This is a genomic window from Variovorax sp. Varisp53 (assembly GCF_059491555.1).
In genome coordinates this window covers 2,576,831-2,600,339 of the sequence record NZ_CP168512.1, presented here as the reverse complement: position 1 = coordinate 2,600,339, position 23,509 = coordinate 2,576,831, and the positions used below count along the sequence as shown (strand labels likewise).

Annotated in this window: 23 protein-coding genes and 1 pseudogene; 4 read left to right on the top strand and 20 right to left on the bottom strand. The window is 66.0% G+C overall.

Annotated elements, in window-relative coordinates; translation table 11 throughout:
• Positions 1–19: 19 nt before the first annotated feature.
• From ACEOAB_RS12100 to ACEOAB_RS12055, 10 genes are read right to left on the bottom strand one after another with little or no spacing between them, the layout of a single operon-like run.
• Positions 20–1,129, bottom strand: coding sequence for an alcohol dehydrogenase catalytic domain-containing protein (locus tag ACEOAB_RS12100; protein ID WP_413748006.1), 1,110 nt, complete (start codon positions 1,127–1,129; stop codon positions 20–22).
• A gap of 45 nt (positions 1,130–1,174) precedes the next feature.
• Positions 1,175–2,395, bottom strand: a complete 1,221-nt coding sequence (locus ACEOAB_RS12095; protein WP_413748007.1) for an amino acid ABC transporter substrate-binding protein — start codon at positions 2,393–2,395, stop codon at positions 1,175–1,177.
• 24 nt (positions 2,396–2,419) lie between these two features.
• Complete coding sequence (locus ACEOAB_RS12090; protein ID WP_056594924.1) at positions 2,420–2,947, bottom strand: carboxymuconolactone decarboxylase family protein; 528 nt, start codon at positions 2,945–2,947, stop codon at positions 2,420–2,422.
• 24 nt (positions 2,948–2,971) lie between these two features.
• The gene (locus ACEOAB_RS12085) at positions 2,972–3,982 is read right to left on the bottom strand and encodes a VOC family protein (RefSeq protein WP_413748008.1); all 1,011 of its coding nucleotides are present in this window, start codon (positions 3,980–3,982) and stop codon (positions 2,972–2,974) included.
• Between the two features lie 21 nt (positions 3,983–4,003).
• Positions 4,004–4,549, bottom strand: coding sequence for an NADPH-dependent FMN reductase (locus tag ACEOAB_RS12080; protein ID WP_413748009.1), 546 nt, complete (start codon positions 4,547–4,549; stop codon positions 4,004–4,006).
• A 39-nt stretch (positions 4,550–4,588) separates the two neighbouring features.
• Positions 4,589–5,881, bottom strand: coding sequence for a phosphopyruvate hydratase (gene eno, locus ACEOAB_RS12075; protein ID WP_056594930.1), 1,293 nt, complete (start codon positions 5,879–5,881; stop codon positions 4,589–4,591).
• Complete coding sequence (locus tag ACEOAB_RS12070; RefSeq protein WP_413748010.1) at positions 5,878–6,492, bottom strand: cupin domain-containing protein; 615 nt, start codon at positions 6,490–6,492, stop codon at positions 5,878–5,880. The genes eno and ACEOAB_RS12070 overlap by 4 nt, the downstream gene beginning before the upstream one ends.
• Positions 6,482–7,189: an ABC transporter ATP-binding protein gene (locus ACEOAB_RS12065; RefSeq protein ID WP_413748011.1), complete on the bottom strand. Its 708-nt coding sequence runs from the start codon at positions 7,187–7,189 to the stop codon at positions 6,482–6,484. Before ACEOAB_RS12065 ends, ACEOAB_RS12070 begins: the two co-directional genes overlap by 11 nt.
• The gene (locus ACEOAB_RS12060; RefSeq protein ID WP_413748012.1) at positions 7,179–8,948 is read right to left on the bottom strand and encodes a branched-chain amino acid ABC transporter ATP-binding protein/permease; all 1,770 of its coding nucleotides are present in this window, start codon (positions 8,946–8,948) and stop codon (positions 7,179–7,181) included. Before ACEOAB_RS12060 ends, ACEOAB_RS12065 begins: the two co-directional genes overlap by 11 nt.
• The gene (locus tag ACEOAB_RS12055) at positions 8,939–9,778 is read right to left on the bottom strand and encodes a branched-chain amino acid ABC transporter permease (RefSeq protein WP_056594979.1); all 840 of its coding nucleotides are present in this window, start codon (positions 9,776–9,778) and stop codon (positions 8,939–8,941) included. Before ACEOAB_RS12055 ends, ACEOAB_RS12060 begins: the two co-directional genes overlap by 10 nt.
• Positions 9,779–10,029: 251 nt before the next feature.
• Here ACEOAB_RS12055 and ACEOAB_RS12050 point away from each other — a divergent pair, with 251 nt between their 5' ends.
• Positions 10,030–10,818, top strand: coding sequence for a fumarylacetoacetate hydrolase family protein (locus ACEOAB_RS12050; RefSeq protein WP_413748013.1), 789 nt, complete (start codon positions 10,030–10,032; stop codon positions 10,816–10,818).
• An 86-nt stretch (positions 10,819–10,904) separates the two neighbouring features.
• Here the strand turns inward: ACEOAB_RS12050 and ACEOAB_RS12045 are convergent, their stop codons facing one another.
• The 8 genes from ACEOAB_RS12045 to ACEOAB_RS12010 all read right to left on the bottom strand — a co-directional run bounded on the left by ACEOAB_RS12045 (position 10,905) and on the right by ACEOAB_RS12010 (position 17,964).
• On the bottom strand, positions 10,905–12,206 hold the full coding sequence (locus ACEOAB_RS12045) for a porin (protein WP_056594934.1): 1,302 nt from the start codon (positions 12,204–12,206) through the stop codon (positions 10,905–10,907).
• A gap of 320 nt (positions 12,207–12,526) precedes the next feature.
• Positions 12,527–13,585: a 4-hydroxy-2-oxovalerate aldolase gene (gene dmpG / locus ACEOAB_RS12040; RefSeq protein ID WP_413748014.1), complete on the bottom strand. Its 1,059-nt coding sequence runs from the start codon at positions 13,583–13,585 to the stop codon at positions 12,527–12,529.
• Between the two features lie 14 nt (positions 13,586–13,599).
• Positions 13,600–14,559, bottom strand: coding sequence for an acetaldehyde dehydrogenase (acetylating) (locus ACEOAB_RS12035; RefSeq protein ID WP_413748015.1), 960 nt, complete (start codon positions 14,557–14,559; stop codon positions 13,600–13,602).
• On the bottom strand, positions 14,556–14,777 hold the full coding sequence (locus ACEOAB_RS12030; RefSeq protein WP_413748016.1) for a tautomerase family protein: 222 nt from the start codon (positions 14,775–14,777) through the stop codon (positions 14,556–14,558). The genes ACEOAB_RS12035 and ACEOAB_RS12030 overlap by 4 nt, the downstream gene beginning before the upstream one ends.
• A 2-nt stretch (positions 14,778–14,779) precedes the next feature.
• Positions 14,780–15,544, bottom strand: coding sequence for a 2-keto-4-pentenoate hydratase (locus ACEOAB_RS12025; RefSeq protein WP_413748017.1), 765 nt, complete (start codon positions 15,542–15,544; stop codon positions 14,780–14,782).
• Positions 15,541–16,356, bottom strand: coding sequence for a 2-keto-4-pentenoate hydratase (mhpD, locus tag ACEOAB_RS12020; protein ID WP_056594944.1), 816 nt, complete (start codon positions 16,354–16,356; stop codon positions 15,541–15,543). The genes ACEOAB_RS12025 and mhpD overlap by 4 nt, the downstream gene beginning before the upstream one ends.
• A gap of 79 nt (positions 16,357–16,435) precedes the next feature.
• On the bottom strand, positions 16,436–16,960 hold the full coding sequence (locus tag ACEOAB_RS12015; RefSeq protein ID WP_056594946.1) for a GlcG/HbpS family heme-binding protein: 525 nt from the start codon (positions 16,958–16,960) through the stop codon (positions 16,436–16,438).
• 29 nt (positions 16,961–16,989) lie between these two features.
• A complete protein-coding gene (locus ACEOAB_RS12010; RefSeq protein ID WP_413748018.1) occupies positions 16,990–17,964 on the bottom strand; it encodes a tripartite tricarboxylate transporter substrate binding protein in 975 nt (324 codons plus the stop codon).
• Positions 17,965–18,085: 121 nt separating this feature from the next.
• Between ACEOAB_RS12010 and ACEOAB_RS12005 the strand changes: the two genes are divergently transcribed.
• A complete protein-coding gene (locus ACEOAB_RS12005; RefSeq protein ID WP_056594950.1) occupies positions 18,086–19,003 on the top strand; it encodes a LysR family transcriptional regulator in 918 nt (305 codons plus the stop codon).
• Here the strand turns inward: ACEOAB_RS12005 and ACEOAB_RS12000 are convergent.
• A complete protein-coding gene (locus tag ACEOAB_RS12000) occupies positions 18,996–20,039 on the bottom strand; it encodes an alpha/beta hydrolase family protein (protein ID WP_235508011.1) in 1,044 nt (347 codons plus the stop codon). The two genes, ACEOAB_RS12005 and ACEOAB_RS12000, sit on opposite strands and share 8 nt — an antisense overlap.
• A gap of 178 nt (positions 20,040–20,217) precedes the next feature.
• On the opposite strand from ACEOAB_RS12000, the gene ACEOAB_RS11995 reads away from it, so the two are divergent.
• Positions 20,218–20,760 (top strand): TSUP family transporter, encoded by a 543-nt coding sequence (locus tag ACEOAB_RS11995; RefSeq protein WP_413748019.1) that lies wholly within the window; start codon positions 20,218–20,220, stop codon positions 20,758–20,760.
• A gap of 712 nt (positions 20,761–21,472) precedes the next feature.
• Here ACEOAB_RS11995 and ACEOAB_RS11990 read toward each other — a convergent pair.
• Entirely contained in the window at positions 21,473–22,420 is a 948-nt protein-coding gene (locus ACEOAB_RS11990) for an alpha/beta fold hydrolase (protein ID WP_413748032.1), read from the bottom strand.
• Positions 22,421–22,541: 121 nt separating this feature from the next.
• Here ACEOAB_RS11990 and ACEOAB_RS11985 point away from each other — a divergent pair.
• Positions 22,542–23,111: pseudogene (locus ACEOAB_RS11985) on the top strand (LysR family transcriptional regulator); the annotation flags it as partial.
• Positions 23,112–23,509 lie beyond the last annotated feature (398 nt).

Genomic DNA, 23,509 nt, shown 5'->3' with positions numbered 1-23,509 from the left:
GGCTTCGGGCATGGAGCGCTCAAGGAACCACGACGTAGTTGGAGAAACCGCCGCTGCGATCTTTCAGGCCCGAGATCGCCTCGTTGACAGACGCGAGCGGAAACACGCGGTTCTCCAGATAGGACAGGTCAATGGTTCCGGTGGCGACCATGTCCGCCATCTCCTGCCCCTGCGCCGTGGTGAACCAGTTGGAGCCGATGAGCTGGATCTGTTCGTCCATCAGCCACTTGACGTCGATCGGCAGGTCGTCGGCCACCCCGCCCACGTTGACGACCTTGCCACCGCGGCGCACGCCCTTCATCGAGTCGAGCATCGTGGCCACGGGCGCTTTGGCGCCCAGTGCGCTGATCGCGAAATCCGCGCCCTCGCCACCCGTCATTTCCCGCGCCCACGCGCCGCTCGAGCGTTCGCCCAGCTCGATGACTTCGATGCGGTCCGGCGCCAGCGCCTTCACGCGCTTCAGAAGTTCGACGTCGCGCCCCGTGCCGAGGATGCGCGACAGGCCCATCGCCAGGCCGAGCACGGTCGCCGCCACGCCGAGCGTTCCCGTGATGCCGTCGATGAGCGCCACCTGGCCGGGGCCCGCGTCCGCGTTCTTCAGCGCGCCGTACGAGGTTCCCAGGTAGCCGAAGCGCCCTGCCCGCTCGAAACTCAGGTTGTCGGGGATGTGGACCAGCGCGTACTCGGGCGCGGTCATGTACTCGCTGAAGCCGCCGTAGGGATACAGGTCGAAGATGCGCTGTCCGTCCGTGCTGGTGCTGAAGTAGCCGTTCAACGTGTAGTAGCGGCACTGGCTGCGCTGCCCTGCGCGACAGGCCTTGCACGAGCCGCAGGAACGCAATGGGCTTACGTAGACGCGGTCGCCGGGTTTCGCATGGATGACCGCCTCTCCGACCTCCTCGATCACGCCGGCCGGGTCCAGCCCGAAGATCGCCGGAAACCTCGGCAGCGGCTGGTGTGGAAACCAGCTCGGCCAGTTGTTGATGACGTTGGCCATGTTCGGCACGATGCCGCAGGCCTTGACGCGCACCAGCACGTCATTCGGTCGCGGCTTCGGTACCGCGATGGTGTCGAGCGTCATCGGCTTGCCGAGTTCGTGCAGCCGTGCCGCGGTCATTGTCTTGCTCATGTGAAGTCCTTTTTTCTGATGATTTCTTGGCGTTGGGAGAGGGCTTCAGGAAGCCAGGAAAGTAGCGGCCGGCGGCCGGAACTTCGCGGGCCAGACAGTGACCCACTTGCCGCCCTGGACCTGCTTGAGCTTGGTGTCCGCCACGCCGCTGTTGAACTTGCCGTCGAAGGCGCGCGGGCCCAGGACGGTCTGCACCTGGTTGGCCTTGAGCCAAGCCGCCATCGCCTTGTCGTCGATTCGGCCGACGCCTTTGACTGCCGCCTCCAGGATCTGCCACGCGGCGAATTCGGACGCTGCCTGGGACTCCGCCACCGGATACGGCAGGCCAGCCTCCTTGGCCCGCTGCGTATAGGACGCCACGAACTCGGCCGCGCCGGCATTGCGCGTGAAGGGCTCCTGGTCCTCGAACCAGGTCAGGCTGGTGAGGCCGTTCGCATTCGGATGGGCAGCAGTCGGCCCGGGCGCGGGGAACAGGTGAAAGTGCCGCCCGGGCAGGTAGCCGATACGTTTCATCGCGTCGATCATCTGCACCGCTTCCATGCCGATGGCGCCCGACCAGAGCAGGTCGGGGTTCGCATCCTTGATGCGCGCGGCGATGCCGCCGAAGTCGCGCGTGCCGAACTCGTACTCGAGCGACAGCGACTTCTTCAGGCCGCGCTTCTCTGCCACTTCTTGCCCGCCCTTGGCGAGATCGAGCGCCGAGGGGAACTTGCTCGTGACGAAGGCGATGGTCCTGGGTGGCGACGGCTGGCTCGCATAGGCGTCGAGCACCACCTCGGTCGCGGCGATGCGCGGCTGCGGTCCCAGCGGCAGCGCGGGATATTGGAACTCGTAGGGCGCGAGCCGGGGGTCCCCCAGGCTGCTCTGGATGAACAGCTTGCCAAAGCGCTGGGCAACGCCCATGGCCGAGATGATCGCGCTCGTGCCGTAGGGGCCCATCAGCAGGTCGACCTTCTCGGCGGTGACGAGCCGCTCGTACAGCGTGCGGGCATTGGCCGGCTGCGACTGGTCATCCAGCAGCACCCACTCCAGCTTGCGCCCCAGCAGGCCGCCACGCTTGTTGATGCCATCGACGAAGACCTCGCCGGCCAGCTTGTGGATCGCGCCGACCGAGGCAAGGGGACCGGTCAGCGACAGCGTGCCGCCGACGCGGATCGGTGCCCCTGAGAACCCCTGCGCGCGGCCGGGCACGGCTGCCGTCAGCATCAGCCCGCCCGCGGCGAGGACCATGCTGCGGCGCGACATGTCGAGTTCGGTTGCGTTCATGCTTGTCTCCTTTTGTCCGCCACCTCAGTGGTAGCCTTCTTCGAGCTCGATATCGAGACCGGCCATGATCCGCACGCCGGAGTTGTACCAAGCGACCACCAGCACGAGCGCGATCAACTCGGGCTGGCTCAGGAAGGCCGCCACGTCGCGCCAGGTCTGTGGAGCGACCTCCACCTGCAATGTCGATTGCTTCGCGAAGGCCATGACGGCACGCTCCTGCGCGTCGTAGAGCGCCGAGCTCTCGAACTGTGGCACGGCATCGAGCTGCGCCTGCGTCAGACCCGCCTTCAGCCCGTGCGACTGGTGATGGGCGATCTCGTAGCGTGACTTCGTGAGATGGCCGACAGTCAGGATGGCCAGTTCGCGCAGGCGCGGACTCAACGGTGAACTGCGCAGCGCATTGGCGTAGGTGAGAAAGCCGCCGAGCAGTTCGGGGGTCTGCGTCAGTGCGAGAAAGATGTTGGCGGTGGGCAACTTCCGCTCGCGCTCGAGCCGATCGAAGATGGCCTGGTTGGGGCTGTCGGCCCGCTGGAGATATTTGACTCGTGCCATGGTGCGTCTCTTTCTGTCTTGGGTTCAGGCGGCCTTGCGGGCGGCCATTTGCTGGATGTAGGTCTCGAGGGTCTGCGGCCTGGGCATGTGCTCCGGCGCGATGGTCGGCGTGGCCTCGAAGGCCGTCGCCTCCGAGTACCAGCGCTCGGTTGCCGGCAGGCCCCATCGCACGTTGGTGCTCAGCGAGGCCGCGTCCCAGCGCACCGGTTCGATCTCGACGTCGATGGTCTGGTAGTGGCCGTCGCAGAGCTCCACCCGGTGCCCGTCCGGATCGCGCAGGTAGACGTACAGCATGCCGCCGGGGCCGTGGCGCCCCGGGCCGCGGTCGATCGACTCCGCGTAGCCGAAATTCCCCGCCAGGTCGCAGGCGGTGAAGATGTGATGCGACTCGGGAACGATGTAGGCGAAGTGGTGCAGCTTCGGTCCGGCGTTCTCGACGATGGCGAGATCCAGGCACGTGCCCTTGCGGTACATGAAGGCGCCAAGCAGCTTGTCGCCGTTGGCCAGGTACTCCGAGTTGCGAAAGCCCAGCTGGCTGTAGAAGGCGCAGGCCGCGTGGCAGTCGGGTGCAAAAGTCTGAAAGTGGTCCAGCCTCTGCGCATGGGCGCCGGTGAACAGCTCGGGCTTCAGGTACAGGCGCTCGCAGGTCTTCATCTGCGCGCACAACTCGAGCCTGGTGCCAATCGGATCGGACACGTGCAAGGTGCGCCCCTGGTGCGCCACCTCCACCCATTCGGCGGGCAGGCCCTGGGCCTTGAACCATTCGAAGGCGGCGTCGAGATCTTCCTCGAACTGCACGCGAAAGCCGATGCGCCTGCACGTCGCCTCGCCGTCAGCCTGCACCAGCACCAGGCTGTGGTGGCAGGCCTCCGACAGGCCGCGCAAATAGCATTCGGTTGCGGTTTCCTCGGTGACGACGAGGCCGACGATCTTCACGTAGAAGTCGCGGCTTCTCGCCAGGTCGGCAGCATGAAGCACCACGTGGCTTGCGCGCGTGATGTTGAACGGAGGGCGAAGGTTGACGGTGGGCAGCATGGGTAGCTCCGGGTTGGGTGACTAGGGGCGGAGTTCCGCGACCAGCGCGGCGACGGCGCCAAGTGCGAACTGGATGTTCGGCTCGTCCACGAAGCGGCCTTCCTTGACCTTCTCGTGAACGCCGGCGACCACCACCGGCGGATGGACCACCACGCGCGACAACGTACTCGCAAGGGTGTCGCGCAGATGCGCATGCGCGCGCGCGCCGCCCGTGAACGCCGGGGAACTGCTGATGATCAGCACATGCTTGCCCTTGAGCGGCGATGCATTCGCCGGGCGTGAAGCCCAGTCCAGTGCGTTCTTCAGGACGCCGGAAGTACCGCCGTTGTATTCCGGCGAGCACAGGACGAGGCCGTCCGCCTCCTGCAGTGCCCGCCTGAACGCAGCCACCGCCGGCGGAAGCTCGACCAGCTCGAGGTCGGAGTTGTAAAGCGGCAGGTCCGCCAGCGAAAACAGCGAGAGCTCCACGCCGTCCGCAAGGCGCTCCTGCAGCGTCTGCAGGATGGCCGTGTTGTGGGAGCCGCTGCGAAGGCTGCCGGAGATGCCGGCCAGTCGGACTTTCTTCATGTCGTGTTCCTTGTGTGTTGAAAACGGCGGCGCGGGATGTCAGCGCGCGCGCCGGAACGGGAGCGCATCCCAGCCCCAGAAGCGGGCTTCGCTGCCCATCGATTCCTCGATGCGGAGAACCTCGTTCCACTTGGCCATCCGCTCGGAGCGCGAGAACGAGCCCACCTTCAGCTGTCCCGCGTCCCAGCCCACGGCCAGGTGGGCGATCGTGATGTCTTCGGTCTCGCCCGAGCGGGCCGAAACGATGGTGCCGAAGGCGGCCGCCTTGCCGGCCTCGAGCGCGGCATGGGCCTCGCTCACGGTGCCGGCCTGGTTGGGTTTGACGAGCACCGCATTGACGCTGCCGGCGGCAGACGCGGCGCGTACCCGGCCCGCGTTGGTGACGAGAAAGTCGTCGCCGATGACCTGGCAGCGCGCGCCGTGCGCCTGGCAAAAATGCAGGAATCCTTGCGGGTCGTCTTCGGCCAGCGGGTCCTCGATGGAGAGGATCGGGTAGCGCTTCAGCCAGCCGCCGAGCATCTCGATCATGCCGTTCGTATCGAGGGCCCGGCCCTCGAGTGCGAGTTCGTAACGGCCGTTGCGGCCGAACTCGGAGGCCGCGATGTCCAGCGAGATGCCGACCTCTTCCCCGGGTCGCAGCCCGGCGTCGAGGATGGCCTGCATCAGCGTGTCCAGCGCCTGCTCGTTGGAGGAAAACGCCGGCCAGTACCCGCCCTCGTCGGCCACGCCTTGCAACGTCCCCGCCTTCTTCAGCAAGGCACCCGCCGCGAGGTAGATTTCGGCAGTCCACTCCAGCGCCTGTGCGAAGGAGTTCGCGGCCGGGCACATGATCATGAAGTCCTGCACATCGACCCGCCGCGCCGCATGCGCTCCGCCCCCGAAGATCTGGATCTCGGGCAGCGGCATGCGCACCTGGCGATCGCCTGCGAGTTCACGCCACAGAGGCTGTCCGCTGGCGGCAGCGCGCGCATGCAGCAGCGCCATCGAGGTTGCGACCAATGCGTTGCCGCCGAGCCGGCTGCGGTCAGGCGTGCCGTCCAGCGCGACCAGTCGGTCGTCGAGCGCTTGCTGGTCGGCAATGTCCCATCCTGCCAGTGCGGTCGAAATGTCGTGGTTGACCGCGGCGCAGGCCCGGCCGACGTCCATGCCCGCGAAGCGCTCGCCGCCATCGCGCATGTCGAGCGCCTCGCCCGTGCCCGTGGACGCCCCTGCGGGTGCAATGGCGCGGCCATGCACGCCGCTGCGCAGCCGGACCTCGGCCTCGACCGTCGGGCGGCCGCGGGAGTCCCAGACGCGACGACCGCGTATCGATTCAATTCTGTTGTCGCTCATGCGTTTTCCCTGTTTGCCATTGCTGTGGTGATTGATCGGTCGCCCGTTCGCAGTGCGCCGATCAGCACGAAGGCGAGCGTCGCGGGCTGCGTGCTCCTGTTCCTCCATGCATGCCTGGTTCCGTTCTGGACGACGACCTCGTGCCGGCGCAGCAGCGTCGAGGCGCCGTCGTCGAGTTCCAGCCAGATCTCGCCATCCAGCACGATCGCGTAGTCGACCGTGGAGGTGGTGTGCATGCCGTCCGGCTCGAAGCATTCGGCGAGGCCTGGGCTCACGGCCAGGTTTTCGCGCGCTGCCGCTTGCGGGTCGAAGCCCGGTGCGGCGAAGACTGCGTCCGGCGGGAATGTCACCACGATGAATCGCGTCTCTCCCGGGCCCGGCACGAAGCTCGCCGTCGCGGGCGTGGGGTCGATGCCTTCGAAAGGCAGCGCCGGCACCGGCCCGGTCGCCCAGATCAGGCGCGAAACCATGCCGGGAACGTGACTGAAGACGTCTGTTCTCGGCGGCGTCGAGTCCATGGCGATGCGGCTCTCGCCCTCGTTGCCATGGCCGGTCACGATGCGGTGGACGTCGACGGGAACGCCGGCCGAGGGAATGTGGTCAGACGCCAAGATAGGCCTCCTTGATCTGCGGGTCGGCGAGCAGCGCGCCAGGCTTGCCCGAAGTGACGATGCGGCCATGCTCGATGACGTAGGCGTAGTGCGCGATGCCCAGGGCCTGGTGCACGTTCTGCTCGACCAGCATCACGGCCACGCCGCGCTCGTTGATGCGCCGGATGATGTTGAACATGTCCGACACGATGAGCGGCGACAAGCCCAGCGAGGGCTCGTCCATCAGCAGCAGCCGTGGCCGCGCCATCAATGCGCGGCCGATGGCCACCATTTGCTGCTGCCCCCCGGACATCGAGCCGGCAAGCTGGGTGCGGCGCTCCTTGAGCACCGGCAGCAGCGAGAACACTTCGTCCATCGTCTCGCGGGTCGCCGAACGGGCACCGGCGCGATAGGCGCCCAGCTCCAGGTTGTCCTGCACCGACATCTGGGTGAACAGTCGCCGCCCCTCCGGCACGATGGCGAGGCCGTGGTCGCAGACCCGGTGCCCGGCGAGCGCGCCGACGTCCACGCCGTCGAGCAGGATCTGCCCAGCGCTCGGCCGCAGGATGCCGGCGATGGCATTGATCAGCGTGCTCTTGCCGGCACCATTGGGACCGACCACCGCGACGATCTGCCCGGCATCGATTTCGAGCGTGGCATCCCACACCGCCGGTGCATCGCCGTAGCAGACATTGGCTTGGCGGACTTCAAGCAGCATGTGCGACTCCCAGATAGACATCGACGACTTCGGCCATCTGCATGGTCTCCTGCGGCGCGCCGAGCGCGAGCAGCCGACCCTGGTCGAGCACCGCGACGCGGTCGGCCAGCGCGACCACCGCGCGCATCACGTGCTCGACGAAGACGATGGTCGTGCCGCCGGCGCGGATCTTCCGGATGAGGCCGACCGCCTGGTCGACCTCCGAGGGCGTCAGGCCGCACAGCACTTCGTCGAGCAGCAGCAGCTTGGGACGCGCGGCCAGGGCGCGGGCGAACTCGACGAACTTCCGCTCGTGGAGGTTCAGCGCCGCCGGCAGCTCGTGCGCCTTGTCGGCGAGGCCGGTGAACGCCAGCCAGTGGCGCGCAAGCGCATCCGGATCGTCCTGGCCCGCGCCATGCTCGCTCCCGAAGATGGCGCAGAGGCGGACGTTCTCGAACACGCTCAGCTGCTCGAACAGTCGCGGGATCTGGTAAGTGCGGGCGATGCCCTTCCGGGCCACCTCGTGCGGCTCGAGCGAAGAAATGTTCTGGCCGTCGAGCACGATGCTGCCGGACGACAGCGGAAAGTGCCCGCTGATCATGTTGATCAGCGTCGACTTGCCCGAGCCGTTGGGGCCGACCAGCGCGAGGATCTCGCCGCGCCGGACCTGCAGGTCGACGCCCCCCAGTGCCTGGAGGCCGCCGAAGCGCTTCGTCACGCCGCGGCATTCGAGCAGCACGCTGTCCCCGGCAGAAGCAGGCATTGCCGCGGCTGCCGGGCGCGCGGCGGCGAGCGTCAGCGCACCCGGCCTGGCGGCCTTGGGCTGGACCCGCACCTTGCGCAAACGTGCGAGCAGCCGGGGCATGATGCCCTGCGGCAGGATCAGGATGACGACGATCAACGAGAAGGCCACACCGGCACGGCCGAGCTCGGCATGGTTGCCGCCGACGAAAAGGCCAAGCGCCACGGTGATGAGCGTCGCCCCCACCGCGGGCCCTGCCCAGTGGCACGCACCGCCGAGGATGCTCATCAGCACCACGTAGAGCGGCACCGTGATCGAAAAGGTGTCTCCCACGGTGATGTAGCCAACGTAGCCAGCCTGTATCGCACCGGCCGCGCCCGCGATGGCAGCAGAGATCGCGAAGGCCGCGAGCTTGTAGCGCAGCGTGGGTACGCCCTTGACTTCGGCGACGTCCTCATCGTCATGAATGGCGAGCAGGCCCGCGCCGAGCCTGGAGCACAGCACCCGGCGCGAGACCGCCAGAGCCCCGAGCGCGAGCAGCAGCCCCAGCAGGTAGATCGCGCCCGACACCGAGGTGCCGAAGGTCGGCAGCGATACCTGGCCCATGTTGACCCCGCCGCCGCCGTCGATCGGCGTGTTCGACACGATGGCCGCCAACACGTAGGTGACCGAGAGCGTCAGCAGCGCGAAGAACTCGCCGCGCAAGGACTTGATTCGAAAGACCACCAACCCGATGAGGCCGGCCAGCGCTGCTGCCACAGCGGCCGCAAGCGGGATCGTCAGCAGAAAGGGAAGCCCCGCCTTGGTCGTCAGGCTGGCGGCGGTGTAGACCCCGGCGCCGAAGAAGGCAGCATGTCCGAAGCTCCAGTAGCCGGAATAGCCGCTCAGCACGCCCCAGCTCGTCGCCAGCGCGACCCAGAAGAAGACGACGTACAGGTACGACAGATAGAAGTCGGGCGCACCGGCGTAGGGCAGCGCGAAAAGCACAGCGATGACGGCGGTGATCGCCAGCCTGGAGGGCGTCGAGTTCACAGCCATCTCGGCCTCCACAGCAGCAGTGCAATCAGGATGGAGAAGGCCACCAGTGGTGCCCACGCCGGGTTGACGAGCGCCATGGTCAGCGACTCCGAGATGCCGACCAGCATGCCGGCGGCCAATGCGCCCGGTGCGTTGGCCAGGCCGCCGATGATCACGACCGCGAAGACGACCCCGATCCACGCTTCGATCTGCGATGGCGCGAGGGTGGAAGTCAGCGCGATGAAGACACCCGCCAGACCGGCCGAAGCGGAACACAGGCCCGCGAGCCCGTAGGACAGGCGCCTGGCATTGATCCCGAATGCCGCTGCAATCGGCCCGTCTTGCGCCGCGGCACGCAACGCCCGCCCTAGCAGTGTGCGATGCAGGCAGAGCCAGGCGGTGGCCGCCAGCAGTGCCGCGCACAGGAAGGCCGACAGCTCCAGCACGGGCACGAAGATCGGACCCAGCTGGAACGACGACTGCGCGTAGGGTGTGTCGAACTTGCGGAAGTCCGCCGACCAGACCCACTGGATCAGGGACTCGATCAACACCGTCACGCCGAAGGTCACCAGCATCGACGAGAACTCGGTCACCTTGAAGTGCACGAACACCGCATGCAGCGCCAACCCGAGAACGAAGAAGGCTGGTGCGATCAGCAACAGCGCGGCCCAGGGCGGCATCGCGAACTGCGTGCCCAGCTGATAGGTCAGATAGGCCCCGAGGAAGGCCAGTGCGAAGTGACTCAGGTTGACGAACCTGAGCAGGCCCCAGCTCAGGCTCAGCCCCATGGCCAGCAGGCCATAGATCCCGCCGAGCAGCAGTCCGCCGAGGGCCGATTGGGCCAGCAGCATGAAGCTCACGGGGCCACCCCCGCCAAGCTGATTGGGCGCGGGAATCGCGCCGGCGCGTGTCGGTCCGGCGGCTGGCCAGGACTCAGTGCGATGCAACTCATTTTTTGTCTCCTTATGCTATCGTTAGCATATTCTCCGTCGACCCGATTCGGCATGTCAACTCTCTTTGTTGTGAAGATAAGTTAATTTCTTGCACTGGACGCTGGCGCATCTAAAATGCTAACGTTTGCACATATCAGGAGATACTTCGCATGAACCGACTGCTGGTGGCGCGCTACGCGCTCGACAACGCAATTCACTACGGTGTGGTGGAAGAAGATTCGCTCAGGCGACTCGAAGGCTCGCCTTTCGAAAGTCTTCGCGAGACTGGGCACCGCGATCCGGTCGCTCGGGCCAAGCTGCTGGCGCCGGTGCCGCAGCCGCGCATCTTCGGCCTGGGCTACAACTACCGCGCGCACTCGAAGGAATCGAACAAGGCCGTACCCGAGATTCCCGTGCTCTTCATGAAGCCGAGCACTTCGGCGGTCGGCCCCGACGACGCGATCGTCTACCCAGCCGATGGCGAGAACGTGCATTTCGAGGGCGAACTGACCGTCGTCATCGGCAAGCGCGCGAGGCACGTGCCCGAGGCGCAGGCGCTCGACCACGTGTTCGGCTACACCATCGGCAACGACGTCAGTGACCGGGTGCTGCAACGGCGCGAGAGCGCCTTCGGCTGCCTGCTTGCCGGCAAGGGCTACGACACCTTCGCGCCCATCGGCCCCTTCATCGCCACCGGGCTCGACCCCGCGGACCAGCGCATCATCACGCGCGTCAACGGGGTCGTGCGGCAGGACGGAAACAGCCGCGACCTCGTCTTTCCGGTACCGTACCTGATCGCCTATCTCAGCAAGTACATGACGCTGCTGCCGGGCGACCTCATCATGACCGGCACCCCGGCCGGCGTTGGGCCGCTGGCCGTTGGCGACATGGTGGAAGTCGAAATCCCGGGGATCGGCGTGCTGCGCAACCCCGTGATCGCGGAAGCGCAAGCGCGCTGACATGTTCCACTCAGGCCGGGCCGGCGGCGCCCGGCCACGCCATGAGGCAGGCGCGGTTGCGGTCGATCTTCCCGGCGAGCCCGGGTTCAGAACGCATGGCGGATGCCGAAGTCGTAGCCCGTGGCCGAGCGCGGCGCAAAGCCGCTGCTCGTGCCGGTCGACAGGTAGGCCGGGCTGCCGCCGGTGGTCGCACCCATCACGGCCGGGTTGTTCTGGCCATTGCTGATGCGGATGCGCGCCACTGTCGCGTACAGGGCCGTACGCTTGCTCAGGTTGTGCACGTAGCCGAGAGCGAGCTTCCCGGCCGAGGCGTCGCGATCGGGAGCGAACAGGCCCGTTGGCTGCAGGCCGGCGTCAGCCTTGAACTTGACGCGCGAATAGGCGAAGCGGATCAGGCCCGGGCCGATGGGCACGGTCGCGCCCAGCAAGGCACCGTCGTACCTGCCGGAGGTATCGAACGAGAACCGGCCGACCGCGCCGACCGGCACGGTAGTGGTTGCCTCATCCCTCGCGCGGGACAGTTCGCCGAACAGCTTGAGCACACCGAAGTCGTAGGAAGCGCCCAGGTTCGTGGTTGAGATCTTGCGCTCGGCGCTGCCGGCGAAGAGCCCGGCCGCGGTGGTGGTGGTCGCATCCTGCGCGGTGCTTTCGCCATAGGCGAGCGCCACGTCCAGCGGACCGTTGACGTAGCCGAAGCGGCCGCCGACATAGCGCCCGCGTTGGCTGGGGCTGCCCGGCACGTCGGTGGATTTCGTGTTCTCGGGCAGTGCGTATTGCACCTGCCCGTAGAAGCCGCCCAGGCTCGGCGGCAGGAAGTAGCCGATCGAGTTGCTGGTGCGCACGTAGTTGTCGGTGCCGCCCGACAAGGCGCCGTTCAGCGTGCCGCCCGACGCGGCGATCGCCAGGTTGCTGTTTATCGAGGAGATCAGGTTGGTGCCCACGCCGGTCGCCCCCATCGGGTCGAACACCGTGTCGCTCCAGAAGCTCGGCGTGAAGTCACGGCCCAGGCGGACTTCGCCGAACCCGCCGGACAGGCTCACGGTTGAGCGGCGGCCGAAAGTGGAGAGGCCGGCCAGGCCGCTGTCGTTGAAAAGCGGCGACTCGAGCCAGAAGCTGGCCGCCAGGCCGCCGCCCAGGTCCTCCGCGCCGCGGAAGCCGAGGCGGCTGTTGTTGTAGCCCGAGTTCGACAGCGCGGTCTGGCTGCGCTTCACCGTGCCCGGCTGGCCGGAGGGCGGGGACGCTGGGAGCAGCCCGGTGTTGTAGAAGCTGCTCTTGGCCGAGTAGCCGCTGACGGCGGCATCCACCACGCCGAACAGCGTGACCGACGACTGGGCGCAAGCACCACCGGCCGCGGCGAGCGCCGCCATGGCCATCAAAGAATTTCTCATTGCATGTCTCTGGGTTTGTTGATCCAAGACCCTCCGCACGACGACGCATGCAGGAAGGCCCATCTGGTCTGACGCAAAAAAGAAAGCCGCGCTGCGATGCCACCACCGACTGGAAGGAGCTCCCGCCGGTCAGATGCACATTTCGCGCGAACGTTAGCACCCACTAGAAAGCACACGCCTCCCTTTCGACCATCGAACTCCGGAGGACGAAGACCACCCTCTGAGAAAGAGAGAAGCCTCAAACAGCGCTCTTCGCCGCCAATGCTAACGTTAGCGCAATTCTGAGCGAATGGAGCGCATTGTCAAGCGAGGTACCCCGACTACGAGCTGGCGAGCGCGGCGCTGTGGGACGAGGCCTGCGTGCCGCCGGCCTGATGCTTGAGCAGGTCCAGCGCCACGTCGAGAATCATGTCCTCCTGCCCGCCCACCATCCGACGGCGCCCGAGTTCCACGAGGATGTCGACGGTCTTCAGCCCGTACCTGGCGGCAGCGGATTCCGCATGCCGCAGGAAGCTCGAATACACACCCGCGTAGCCGAGCGCCAGCGTCTCGCGATCGACCCGGACCGGGCGATCCTGCAGCGGGCGCACGAGATCGTCGGCCGCATCCATCAGCTTGTAGAGGTCAGTGCCATGGCGCCAGCCCAGCCGCTCGGCGGCTGCGATGAAGACCTCCAGCGGCGCATTGCCCGCGCCCGCCCCCATCCCCGCCAGGCTCGCATCGATGCGGTCGCAGCCCTCCTCCACCGCGACGATCGAATTGGCGACGCCGAGGCTGAGGTTGTGGTGCGCATGGATGCCCGTCTGGGTGGCGGGCTGCAGCACGTCCTTGAAGGCCCTGAAGCGCTCGCGCACGTCATTCATGCTCAGTGCGCCGCCGGAGTCGACCACGTAGACGCAGGTCGCGCCATAGCTCTCCATGAGCCTGGCCTGCTCGGCGAGCTTCGACGGCTGGGTCATGTGGCTCATCATGAGGAAGCCGACGGCATCCATTCCGAGCTCGCGTGCATATGCGATGTGCTGCTTCGACACGTCGGCCTCGGTGCAATGCGTCGCCACGCGGACCACGCGGGCGCCGGCGTCGTAGGCCTCGCGCAGATCGTGCATCGTGCCGATGCCGGGCAACAGCAGCGTCGCGATCTTCGAGCGGCGCACGGATGCGGCCGCAGCCGCGATCCACTCGACATCGGCATGTGCGCCGAAACCGTAGTTGAAGCTGGCGCCTTGAAGGCCGTCGCCATGCGCCACTTCGATGCTGTCGACGCCCGCTTCGTCGAGGGCGGATGCAATCGCCTTCACCTGGGCCAGGCTGTACTGGTGGCGCACGGCATGGCTGCCGTCGCGCAGTGTCACGTCGGAGATGTAGAGCTTCTTGGTCATGGAAATCCCGTCTTTCATACGTGCCGCTGCAGGCCGCGCGCAATGCCCGAGGCGAGCCGGCGGCGCGCCATCATGTCGCCGCAGGCCAGCGCGGCGGAGGTCATGATGTCCAGGTTGCCGGCATAGGAAGGCAAGTAGTGGGCTGCGCCCTCGACCTCGAGGAAGACGGAGGTCTTCAACCCGTGGCGCAGACCCAGGCCCGGCACGTTCAGCGGCCGGTCCTCGGCGATGACCTCGAACTGCAGTTCCTGCTTGAGGCGATAGCCGGGCACGTAGGCCTGCACGGCTGCCACCATGTCGCGAACGCTGCGCTCGATGGCTGCACGGTCGGCGCCCTGCGACAACACGAAGACCGTGTCGCGCATGATCAGCGGCGGCTCTGCCGGGTTGAGGACGATGATCGCCTTGCCCCGCTCGGCCCCGCCCAGCTTCTCGATCGCGGCACGCGTGGTTTCGGTGAACTCGTCGATATTCGCCCGGGTTCCGGGGCCGGCGGAGCGGCTGGAGATCGACGCCACGATCTCCGCGTAGTGCACCTTGGCCACCCGCGAGACGGCGGCCACGATGGGAATCGTCGCCTGCCCTCCGCAGGTCACCATGTTCATGTTGCAGGCGTTCTCTTGCTCCAGATTGATGGCGGGAATGACATAAGGGCCGATGGCCGCGGGCGTCAGGTCGATCATCTGCACGCCATGCGGACGCAGCAGTTCGTCGTGGCGCCGGTGCGCGCTTGCCGAGGTCGCATCGAAGACGATGTCGATCTGCGGGAAGACCTCCATTGCGAGCAGTCCTTCCACGCCGTCCGCGGTCGTCGGGATTCCCAGCCGCTGCGCGCGGGCCAGTCCGTCGGATGCGGGATCCACCCCGACCATGGCGCCAAGCTCGATGTGCTTGGCGTGCCGCAGCAACTTGATCATGAGGTCCGTGCCGATGTTGCCCGGCCCCACGACCGCTGCCTTCAGTTTTGTGCTCACTTCCGCTCTCCTGTTTCGCGAGCACGGCGCGCGCGCCGCTCCTCGATGTTTTCCGTTCCCACGAACCACTGGTCCGCGGGGATCTCTTGGACGATGACCCGCACGGATTCGATGGGCGCTTCCAGTGCGCGGGCAATGGCTTGCGCCACATCCAGCGCCATCGCCTTTCTCTTCTCTGCGTCGCGGCCGGCGACGATCCGGACAGTGGCGAACGGCATCGTCAGTTCGCCTTGAAGCTGGCCTGGCCCAGGCCCTGGATTTCGACGGAGATGGACTGTCCGGGCAGGATCCACTCGGCCGCGGTGGCGGCCCCCGCCATCACCACGTCGCCAGCCCGCAGTTCCTCGCCGGCCTGCGCCGCCAGGCGTGCAGCTGCCACCAGCGCGCGCAACGGATGGCCGAGGATGGCGGCGGTCGATCCGATCTGGACCACGTGGCCATCCATCGCGAGCGCGAGCCCGAGGTTGCCGAAGTCCTGCGCCGGGTCGGCCCACGGGCCGATGACGAAACCGCTCGAGGAAGCGTTGTCCGCGATGACGTCGGTCAGCGAGAACTTGAAGTCCGCATAGCGCGAATCGATGATCTCCAGCGCTGGGGCGATGGCCTCCACGCACGCAAGCGCCTGCGCCGCCGTCATGCCCGCGGTCACGGGCCGCTTGAGGATGAACGCCAACTCCGGCTCGACGCGCGGATGGATATAGTCGCCCAGGTCGATGCAGCCGCCCTCCTCCACCTGCATGTCACGGGTGAGCCGGCCCCAGATCACATCCGACAGGCCCATCTGCAGCATCTTGCTGCGGCTGGTGAAACCCATCTTGACGCCCACGCGCGGCGCGCCACGCCGCGCCCTGCGTTCGATCGAGGCCTTCTGGATGGCATAGGCCTCGTCCAGCCCGAGCCGCCCCTGCGGATCGATCTGCGCCACGGAGCGGGCATAGCGGGCCGCATCGTCCAGCAAAGCCGCCAGTTCTTCGATGTGCGTCATCGCATCGCCTCCTCGTTCAGGGCGGACTCGAAGACGGCACGCACGCTCCCCAGTCCGTGAATGCGGGTCTCGAACACGTCGCCCGCGTTCACGCCCACCATCGGCCCGAGGGCGCCGGAAAGCACGAGATCGCCGGCCCGCAGCGGCCGGCCCAGGCGCGCCATGGTCCTGGCCAGCCACGTCACTGCGTTGAGCGGATGCCCGAGGCAGGCCAACCCCGCGCCCACCGACACCGGCTCGCCGGCGCGCATGGTCACCATGCCGCACAGCCGCAGGTCCACCTCCCTCAGCAGCCGCGGCGTCGTACCCAGCACGTAGGCACCAGAGGAGGCGTTGTCCGCCACGGTGTCGACGAACCGGATGTTCCAGTTGGCGATGCGGCTGCTCACCACCTCGATCGCAGGCAGCACATGGTCCACGGCGCCGATCACGTCCGCGAGCCCGGGGCGCTCATGCTCCAGGTCGCGGCCGAGCACGAACGCGATCTCGGCCTCGACCTTGGGCTGCTGGAGCCTGTGCATCGGGATCGGTTCGGCGTCGCCATAGCCCATGTCGTCGAAGATCACACCGAAATCGGGCTGGTCGACACCGAGCTGCGCTTGCACGGCGCGCGATGTCAGGCCGATCTTGCAGCCGACGCTGCGGCGGCCCTCGGCCAGTCTGCGATCGGTGTTCAGCCGCTGGATGGCGTAGGCATCGTCGGCGTCGAGTCCGGCATGGGTGTCGCGCAGCGGCGGGATGCAATGGCCGGTGGCGGCCGCGCCCCAAAGGGCGTCGGCGGCTTCGGCCAGAAGGGCTGGATGCAGGGGCATGGCTTGTCCTTTCCCGCTCGCGGCGGAAAGTTCTGTCGTTCGAATAGGAAGGTCCGCGCAGGCAAACTGCGCGGCGGCGTCAGAGGGTGCGGCCCTGCAGGCCCACCTTGGCGTAGATCTCGTTCACGTGCTTCTTCACGCTGTCTGGCGTGGTGTCCTCGGCGGGCATGTGGGCCCACCCGACCTTCGCGCGCGCATATCGACCGATCTCCTCGTCCTGGTCGCCCGTCGCACCGCTGATGCCATAGGCGCCAACCATTTCGTTGCCCTTGAACACGGGCGCGCAGCCACCGGACGCGACCACCTGTCCGTTGGTGAAGACCGACGCGTTGATCAGCATTTGGGGGTTGCGCTCCTTGAACCATTGCTGGATGACCAGCCCATCGCTGAAGCGCGGACTCATCGATCGGAAGGCGGCAACGGTGAAGGCCTTGGCGCGCGCCGTATCGGGCGTGATGAAGCCCGCATCGTCCATCCGCTCGAGCGCGATCAGGTGCCCCTCGGGACCGACGATCGCGACGGTGATCGGCACCCCCATCTCCAGAGCCTTATCGGTGACGGCCACGATGAAAGCGCGGCATTCGATGGCATGTAGCTTGGCCATTTTGCAATTTCCTTTCTGATAAAGCTTGGTTATTCGGCCTTGATTCCTGATGCCCGGATGAACCCAGACCAGCGCGTCGCTTCGCCTTGCAGGAAACGAGAGAACTCCTCGCCGCTGGACTTCAGCGGATCGATGCCCTGGGCCCTGTAGAGGGCCTGGATCTCGCTCGTGTCCAGTGCGGCGTGAGCCGCCATGCGCAGATGGCCGGTCACGGCAGCCGGCGTACCCGCGGGCGCAACGAGGCCGATCCAGACGGCGGTGTCGAAGCCTTTCAGTCCCAGTTCGTCCAGGGTACGCAGTTCGGGTGCGATGGCGGTGCGCCGGAGGCTCGTCACGGCCAGCGCCACGAGCTTGCCGGCGCGCACATGCGGCATCACCGTCGATGCAGGCGAGAACATCAACTGGACCTGGCCGCCGAGGAGGTCGGTCACTGCGGCCGTGCTGCCCTTGTAGGGGATGTGCACGATCTTGACTCCAGCCATTCGCGCAAACTGCTCGCCCGACAGATGGGGCGAGGTGCCCACGCCCGATGATGCGTAGCTCAAAGTGCCGGGTCGTGCCTTGGCAAGCGCGATCAACTCCGCCACGCTGCCCGCCTTCAGCGAGGGATGGACCACGAGCACGTTGGGTACGCTTCCGATCAGCGTGATGGGCGTGAACTCCTTGACCGGATCCACTGCGTTGGGCACCGGGAAGGCCGCGTTGATGATGTTCGCAACGGTCAGTGCGAAGATGTTGTAGCCGTCGGGCTGGGCGGTGGCAACAGCCCTGGCAGCGATGTTGCTGCCCGCGCCTGGCCTGTTGTCCACCACGAAAGGCTGACCGAGCCGACGACTCATCTGCTCGGCGACGACGCGGACCGCCACGTCGGTGGCGGTACCGGGCGGAAAGCCCACCAACAGCTTCACAGGGGCACTCGGATAAGCCGGCTGGGCCAGCGACCATGCGGGGAACGTCGCACCTGCGATCGCTGGCAGGCAGCTAAGGAGTTCACGGCGGTTCATGTCTGTCTCTTTTCTTTCTGTGGATCGGGCCAAAAAAAAATGGCTGGGTCACGAGTTGATTAGACGGCGCCGAGGGCTATGATTCAAACGAGACTTTCCAATCGAATGATTGGCTCCACTCATGAATGTGACGTTGCGCCAGCTTCGCGCCTTTGTCCTGGTTGCCCGACTCGGCAGCTTCACCCGTGCGGCGCAGGCCATGCACGTGACCCAATCGGCGCTGAGCCTGCTGGTAAGGGAACTGGAAACAGCCCTCGACACGCGGCTCTTCGACCGCACCACGCGAGCCGTGACGCTGACAACGGCGGGCAGTGATTTCTTTCCGCGCGCCGAGCGCGTCCTGGCCGACCTCCAGTCCGCGATCGCCGGCATCGATACGCTGGTGGCCAAGGAGCGCGGACGCGTCGTCGTTGCCGCTCCGCTGGTGCTTTCCAGCACCTACCTGCCGCCGATCCTGGCACGCTTCAAGGCCCAATACCCGGGCATCGAGGCCGTGCTCCAGGACACGCTGCCAACGCAGGTGCTCCCCCAGGTGCGAAGCGGCTCGGCGGACGTGGGCATCGGCACATTTGCATCGGATGAAGCCGACGTGAAGCGCACGCGGCTGTTTTCAGAAGCGATGGTCGCGGTGTTCCCGGCCGGACATGCCTTCGGCGGTGCAAAGTACTTGACCTGGGCCGATGTCGTTGGGCAGCCGATGCTCGCGTTGCGCAGCGGCAGCGTATTCCGCGACCTGACGGAAGCCGGCTTCGCCTCGGCCGGAATGGTGCTGCATCCTGTGGCGGAGGCGAACTATGCGGGCTCCCTCATCGGCATGGTCAGTGCGGGGCTCGGAATCGCGGTACTGCCTGGCTATGCCGCGAAGCTGACCGATGAATCCCGCATCCAATGCAAGCGGATCGAAGAACCCTTGATCGATCGCGAGGTATCGCTCGTGCAGCGCGCAGGAGTCTCCCTGTCTCATGCGGCTCAAGCCTTCGTCGATTTCATCGTGGAGGCATCGGCGGAACCACAGCCGCTCGCCGGGCGCTCTACTTGAGCTGATCTGCGAGCCAGCCGAGGATGTAGTCGGCCACCGCGAGGTTGTTCCTGTCCTGCATCATCATGTGCGAGTTGCCACGGATGCCGACGCTCGGCAAGGTGACCAGCGAGGCTCTGCCCCCTGTGTTGCCGTTGATCCGCTCCACGACCGCCCGGCGGGCTTCGAGTCGCGACCTGGCGGTGAACACCGGCGCGTCGAGATGGTCGCCGAACAGTTCGAGCACGGGGATTCCGGCGTATGCCGCGATCTGGGCATCGGTGGGAACGACCGATTGCGCCCCCTCGATGTTGACCACCGCGCGAACCAGCTTCGGCCGCATCGAGACGACCGCGTCAGCGAACGGGCCGGCGAGCGAATGAACGACGACCACGGCGGGGCCGATCCTGTCCAGAAGCGCGGCGAGCGCGCGGGGAGCCGTCTGCATGGCTCCGCCTTCCAGCGTTGCCTCGGCGAAGGGGACGCCCTGGGCAGCGAAGCTGCCGACCGCCTCGATCGGGAACTGGGTGTCCGCGAACGGCTTACCGTAGCTCGGGCCGAATCGGAACAAGGTCCAGGCGAGTTCACTGGTCACCATCAGCACGTTGGAGGGCAACGGCTTCACATCCCCCTTGGCTTTCGCTTCATTGAAGGGACTCGCGTCAAAGCCCGAACGTCCGCGCCCAGGCGTGTCGACCACGTACACCGGATGGCCCTTGCGAACGAGGTACGTGGCCCAGCCCTCTCGCCCGTCCGGCGTGGTCTCGTAGCTCGCGCCGGTGAGCCCGCCTCCATGCACCAGCACGATCGGGACCCGGCCTGCAGAGCCTTCGGGAATGCGGTACTGCACGTACATCTGGTCGACCACTATCCTGCCGGGCGGAACCACCCCCGCGGGCGATGTACCGGCGTGGGGCGTCTCTATCGTCCTTCCACCGACGAAGAAACTGCCTTCGTCGGCCAGTCGCAAAGGACCGCCCAAGGTCGCGGCAGCACCGCCCGAGGCGAAGGCCACGGCCAGCAGCGCGCCAGCCAGATGTGAGATCGATAGCTTCATACCGGGGTCTCCTTGTTCTGCTGGCACTATCGGTGGCGCAGCGGCGGCCGTCAAACGAGGACTTCTCATGTATTGATCGGCCCTGCTCATGGATGCCTTCACGGCGGCAGCCTGCTGACGGAACACCGAGCACCACGCAAGCTCTTATGGACTCACCGCCCCATCCTGTTCGGTCTCAGTGGGCCTGCTTCGCTGCTTCTGGCGCATCGGCGGGATTCGCGTAAGTGGTTCCGCTTGGCCCATATTTCTGTCGCAGCCTGCGGAAGGTCGTGCGGCGCCCTCTTCCATCGGCACAGCGTTGTCGGGGCTGGTCATCGGCTGGATTGCCGCATTCCTCGGCGTCGGCGGCAGTGTGATGACGGTTCCCCTCATGCGTCGTCGCGGCATCGCGATGGGCCACGCGACGGCCATGGCAAACCCGCTGTCGCTGCCCGTTGCGCTGGCGGGCACGGCCACCATGCCGCGTTGTCTGCGGGATCGACCCCATCCTTCGGGGCCTGGTATCTGGGATACATCGACCTGCGTGCCACGGCCGTCCTCATGGTCGGCTCCTGGATCGGCATTCGAGTGGCCGCACCATGGATCGGACGGATCCCAGATCAGGCGCACGCGAGGATCTACCTTGCATTGCTCGTCATTGTGCTCATCGCCATGGTGGCGCGCTGAGCAGGGCTGGGCATGCGAGGGGTATGCCCAGGTCAGTCGGTCCAGGCCCTACTGAGGGGGATCGGGCAGCGTCGATTGCCGCTCGCTCAAGCTGGCGCGCGCGGAGGTTCTCATCCGTTCTAGCGGGCCGCACGAGCCTGGGCACCATCGGCGCCATGAACTCTTCCACATGGTCCCATCAAAGCTTCACCGCACTCTTCACCACCACGGGCCGTTCTGCGCTGTTCCCCAAACAACGGGCTACGCTCCATGCCAGCGGCTTCGCGTGGCAAACGTGCGACATGAATGCAGGCCTCTGATTTCATCGGTATTTTTGTAGGTATCAATGCTGTCAGAGCTGCCAAAAGCGAGCGCGTATGCGGTTGCTAGCCGAATATTCGATCCCCTCCCGGGGCCAATTCAGTCTCTAACCATTGCGGTTTTCTCTAATTTTTAGGGCCCCTGACGCCGTCTACGCGGACGAACCGGGGCCGTGATGGTTCGCCTGGTCGCTCATCGAAGCAGACTACGGCATGTCGAACTGAGTCCGCCGCCAGTAGGATCATCGAGCGCTTGTCCTGCTGATCCGGCGGCAGCGTCGGGTCGGGCTTGTGCATGCGCGCGCCATCAACGGATGCGCGTCGGCGTTCATGGTGAGCATCGCGAAGTTGTCCCATACCTCGCCGGCATCGAAGTCGACTGATTCGGTGACCCCAATGAAGGACGCATGCCGGGAGGTCGGACGCGCGACTGCGTACCACTGCGATAGTGGCGAGGCCCGTTTCCTATCAGCCCAGGAAGTTGATCAACGCCGGAATGACCTGCTCTGGCGCCTCTTCCATCAGCCAGTGTCCGGAACCTTTGACGATCACGCCCTGCACGTTGGTCGCGACCATCTTGCCCTGCTCGATCAGGAATGTCCCGCCGGCCTTTTCGCCGGACAGGACCAACATCGGCATGGGCAGTGGCGTCTTGCCCAGTTCAGCGAACTCGGCCGCGTCCCGCTCGAAGGCCTTGAAGTACTCGAATCCGGCACGCATGCCGCCGGGTTGTGCGTAGGCCTTGGCATAGAAGCGGCGATCGGCTTCGGGCACCGAATGCTTAGGGTCGGCCGCAAAGTCATTCCAGAAATGCTCGAAATAGATGCGCTCGCGCCCGCTCACGAGCGCCAGCGGCGTCGCACCGTGGTAATGGAAATGCCAGAGGTCGCGCAGGAGCCAGACGTTTTGCCACTCACCGATGCCGGGCAGGAATGCGTCCACGAGCACCACCTTCTCAGTCTCCGAAGGAAACTGCGCGGCGTACGCATAGGCCACCATCAAGCCGATGTCGTGTCCGACGATGCTCACGTTGCGCAGGCCGAGCGAGCGAACCAGTTCGTGGATGTCGACGGCCATGTTTTTCTTTTCGTAGCCCGTCTCGGGCTTCGACGAATCACCGGCGCCCCGAAGATCGGGCACGAGCACGGTATGCGTTTTTGCCAGCAGCGGCATCAACGGGTTCCACATGTGCCCGGTCTCGGCGTAGCCGTGCAGCAGCACGACGGTTGGTCCGGAGCCGCCAATGCGGTAGTTGATGCGGGTGCCATTCACCTGCGCGCTGCCCGCGCGGAATCCTTTCACCGCGTCGACGGCAGGTGCGGCGTTCGCCGCAGGGACCATGGTCATTGCGGCGCCGAAGGCAACTGCGCCGGCGATGAGCGCGCGGCGGGTGGGAGTGGGATGGGTGTCGGTCATGTCGGGGTTTCTTTCTGTCGGTTGCTGGGGTGACGTGAATTTATGATTCAGCTTCACCTCCGCAAAGGCCCCAAAAGTGGTTTTACTCATTCAGCTTTCATGAATGATTGGAGCCGACGACATGGACCGATTGCGTGCTTACGAGGTGTTCGTCACTGTGGTCGCGCGTGGCAGTTTCACCAAGGCCGCGGACGCGCTGGACACCTCTCCGGCCAACGTGACGCGCTACGTCAACGAACTGGAAGCCCACTTGCGCACGCGGCTGATCAACCGCACATCGCGCCGCTTGTCGCTCACCGAAGGCGGCGAAGCATTGTTCGGCCGGGCGAAGTCGATTCTTGAAGAGGTCGCAGAGACCGAGGCGCTGGCGACCACCGCGTCACTGCAGCCGCGTGGGCGCCTGCGCATCAACGCGCCGCTGAGTTTCGGCAGCCTCGTGCTCGCACCGCTGTGGCCGAGGTTCATGGCGAAGTATCCCGATGTCGAACTCGACATCGCGCTCATCGACCGCGTGGTCGACATCGTCGAGGAAGGCTACGACCTCGCCATCCGCATTTCGCGGACCACGTCGGGCAACCACATCGCGCGCCGGTTGGGCAGTTCGGAGAACCTGGTCTGTGCCTCGCCCGAATACATTGCGGCTCACGGCATGCCCGAGGTTCCGGCGGACTCTGCAGTGCAACAGTGCATGGCAGCCGGCCAACTTGAGAGCAACTCATGGGACACATTAAATCCATCGGTATCCTCGCAACGGCATTTCTGCTAGTTTCGTGCGGCGGAGGAGGGGACGGCTTCACGGGGTCCGCGTTCCCTGGTGCTGGTAGTGGACAGCCAACAAGCCCACCTACTACACCCACACCACTCCGAGGGTCGCTGATCGAAGCATCGGGCGGAATCGCGCTTCTAACGGGTGACACCATCAACGCTGCAAGCGCCCGGGGCGGGTATCAAGCGGTCGCTGGGAAGGCAAAGTGCAATGTCAAAGTGATGCCGATTTACTACCATACGATCGGGCCCAACGGGGAATCCACAAATGCCTCGGGAGTCCTTCTTCTGCCATATGGACCAGTAGGCAATAACAACAATGTC

Coding starts and splice junctions, on each gene's coding strand:
- ACEOAB_RS12080 (WP_413748009.1), bottom strand. CDS start 4,549: ATGAAGAAAGTCCGACTGGCCGGCATCTCCGGCAGCCTTCGCAGCGGC.
- ACEOAB_RS12060 (WP_413748012.1), bottom strand. CDS start 8,948: ATGGCTGTGAACTCGACGCCCTCCAGGCTGGCGATCACCGCCGTCATC.
- ACEOAB_RS12085 (WP_413748008.1), bottom strand. CDS start 3,982: ATGCTGCCCACCGTCAACCTTCGCCCTCCGTTCAACATCACGCGCGCA.
- ACEOAB_RS12005 (WP_056594950.1), top strand. CDS start 18,086: ATGAATGTGACGTTGCGCCAGCTTCGCGCCTTTGTCCTGGTTGCCCGA.
- ACEOAB_RS12100 (WP_413748006.1), bottom strand. CDS start 1,129: ATGAGCAAGACAATGACCGCGGCACGGCTGCACGAACTCGGCAAGCCG.
- eno (WP_056594930.1), bottom strand. CDS start 5,881: ATGAGCGACAACAGAATTGAATCGATACGCGGTCGTCGCGTCTGGGAC.
- ACEOAB_RS12025 (WP_413748017.1), bottom strand. CDS start 15,544: ATGACGCACATCGAAGAACTGGCGGCTTTGCTGGACGATGCGGCCCGC.
- ACEOAB_RS12000 (WP_235508011.1), bottom strand. CDS start 20,039: ATGAAGCTATCGATCTCACATCTGGCTGGCGCGCTGCTGGCCGTGGCC.
- mhpD (WP_056594944.1), bottom strand. CDS start 16,356: ATGCCCCTGCATCCAGCCCTTCTGGCCGAAGCCGCCGACGCCCTTTGG.
- ACEOAB_RS12045 (WP_056594934.1), bottom strand. CDS start 12,206: ATGAGAAATTCTTTGATGGCCATGGCGGCGCTCGCCGCGGCCGGTGGT.
- ACEOAB_RS12090 (WP_056594924.1), bottom strand. CDS start 2,947: ATGGCACGAGTCAAATATCTCCAGCGGGCCGACAGCCCCAACCAGGCC.
- ACEOAB_RS12010 (WP_413748018.1), bottom strand. CDS start 17,964: ATGAACCGCCGTGAACTCCTTAGCTGCCTGCCAGCGATCGCAGGTGCG.
- ACEOAB_RS11990 (WP_413748032.1), bottom strand. CDS start 22,420: ATGACCGACACCCATCCCACTCCCACCCGCCGCGCGCTCATCGCCGGC.
- ACEOAB_RS12055 (WP_056594979.1), bottom strand. CDS start 9,778: ATGCTGCTGGCCCAATCGGCCCTCGGCGGACTGCTGCTCGGCGGGATC.
- dmpG (WP_413748014.1), bottom strand. CDS start 13,585: ATGACCAAGAAGCTCTACATCTCCGACGTGACACTGCGCGACGGCAGC.
- ACEOAB_RS12065 (WP_413748011.1), bottom strand. CDS start 7,189: ATGCTGCTTGAAGTCCGCCAAGCCAATGTCTGCTACGGCGATGCACCG.
- ACEOAB_RS12050 (WP_413748013.1), top strand. CDS start 10,030: ATGAACCGACTGCTGGTGGCGCGCTACGCGCTCGACAACGCAATTCAC.
- ACEOAB_RS12030 (WP_413748016.1), bottom strand. CDS start 14,777: ATGCCGTTCGCCACTGTCCGGATCGTCGCCGGCCGCGACGCAGAGAAG.
- ACEOAB_RS12095 (WP_413748007.1), bottom strand. CDS start 2,395: ATGAACGCAACCGAACTCGACATGTCGCGCCGCAGCATGGTCCTCGCC.
- ACEOAB_RS12015 (WP_056594946.1), bottom strand. CDS start 16,960: ATGGCCAAGCTACATGCCATCGAATGCCGCGCTTTCATCGTGGCCGTC.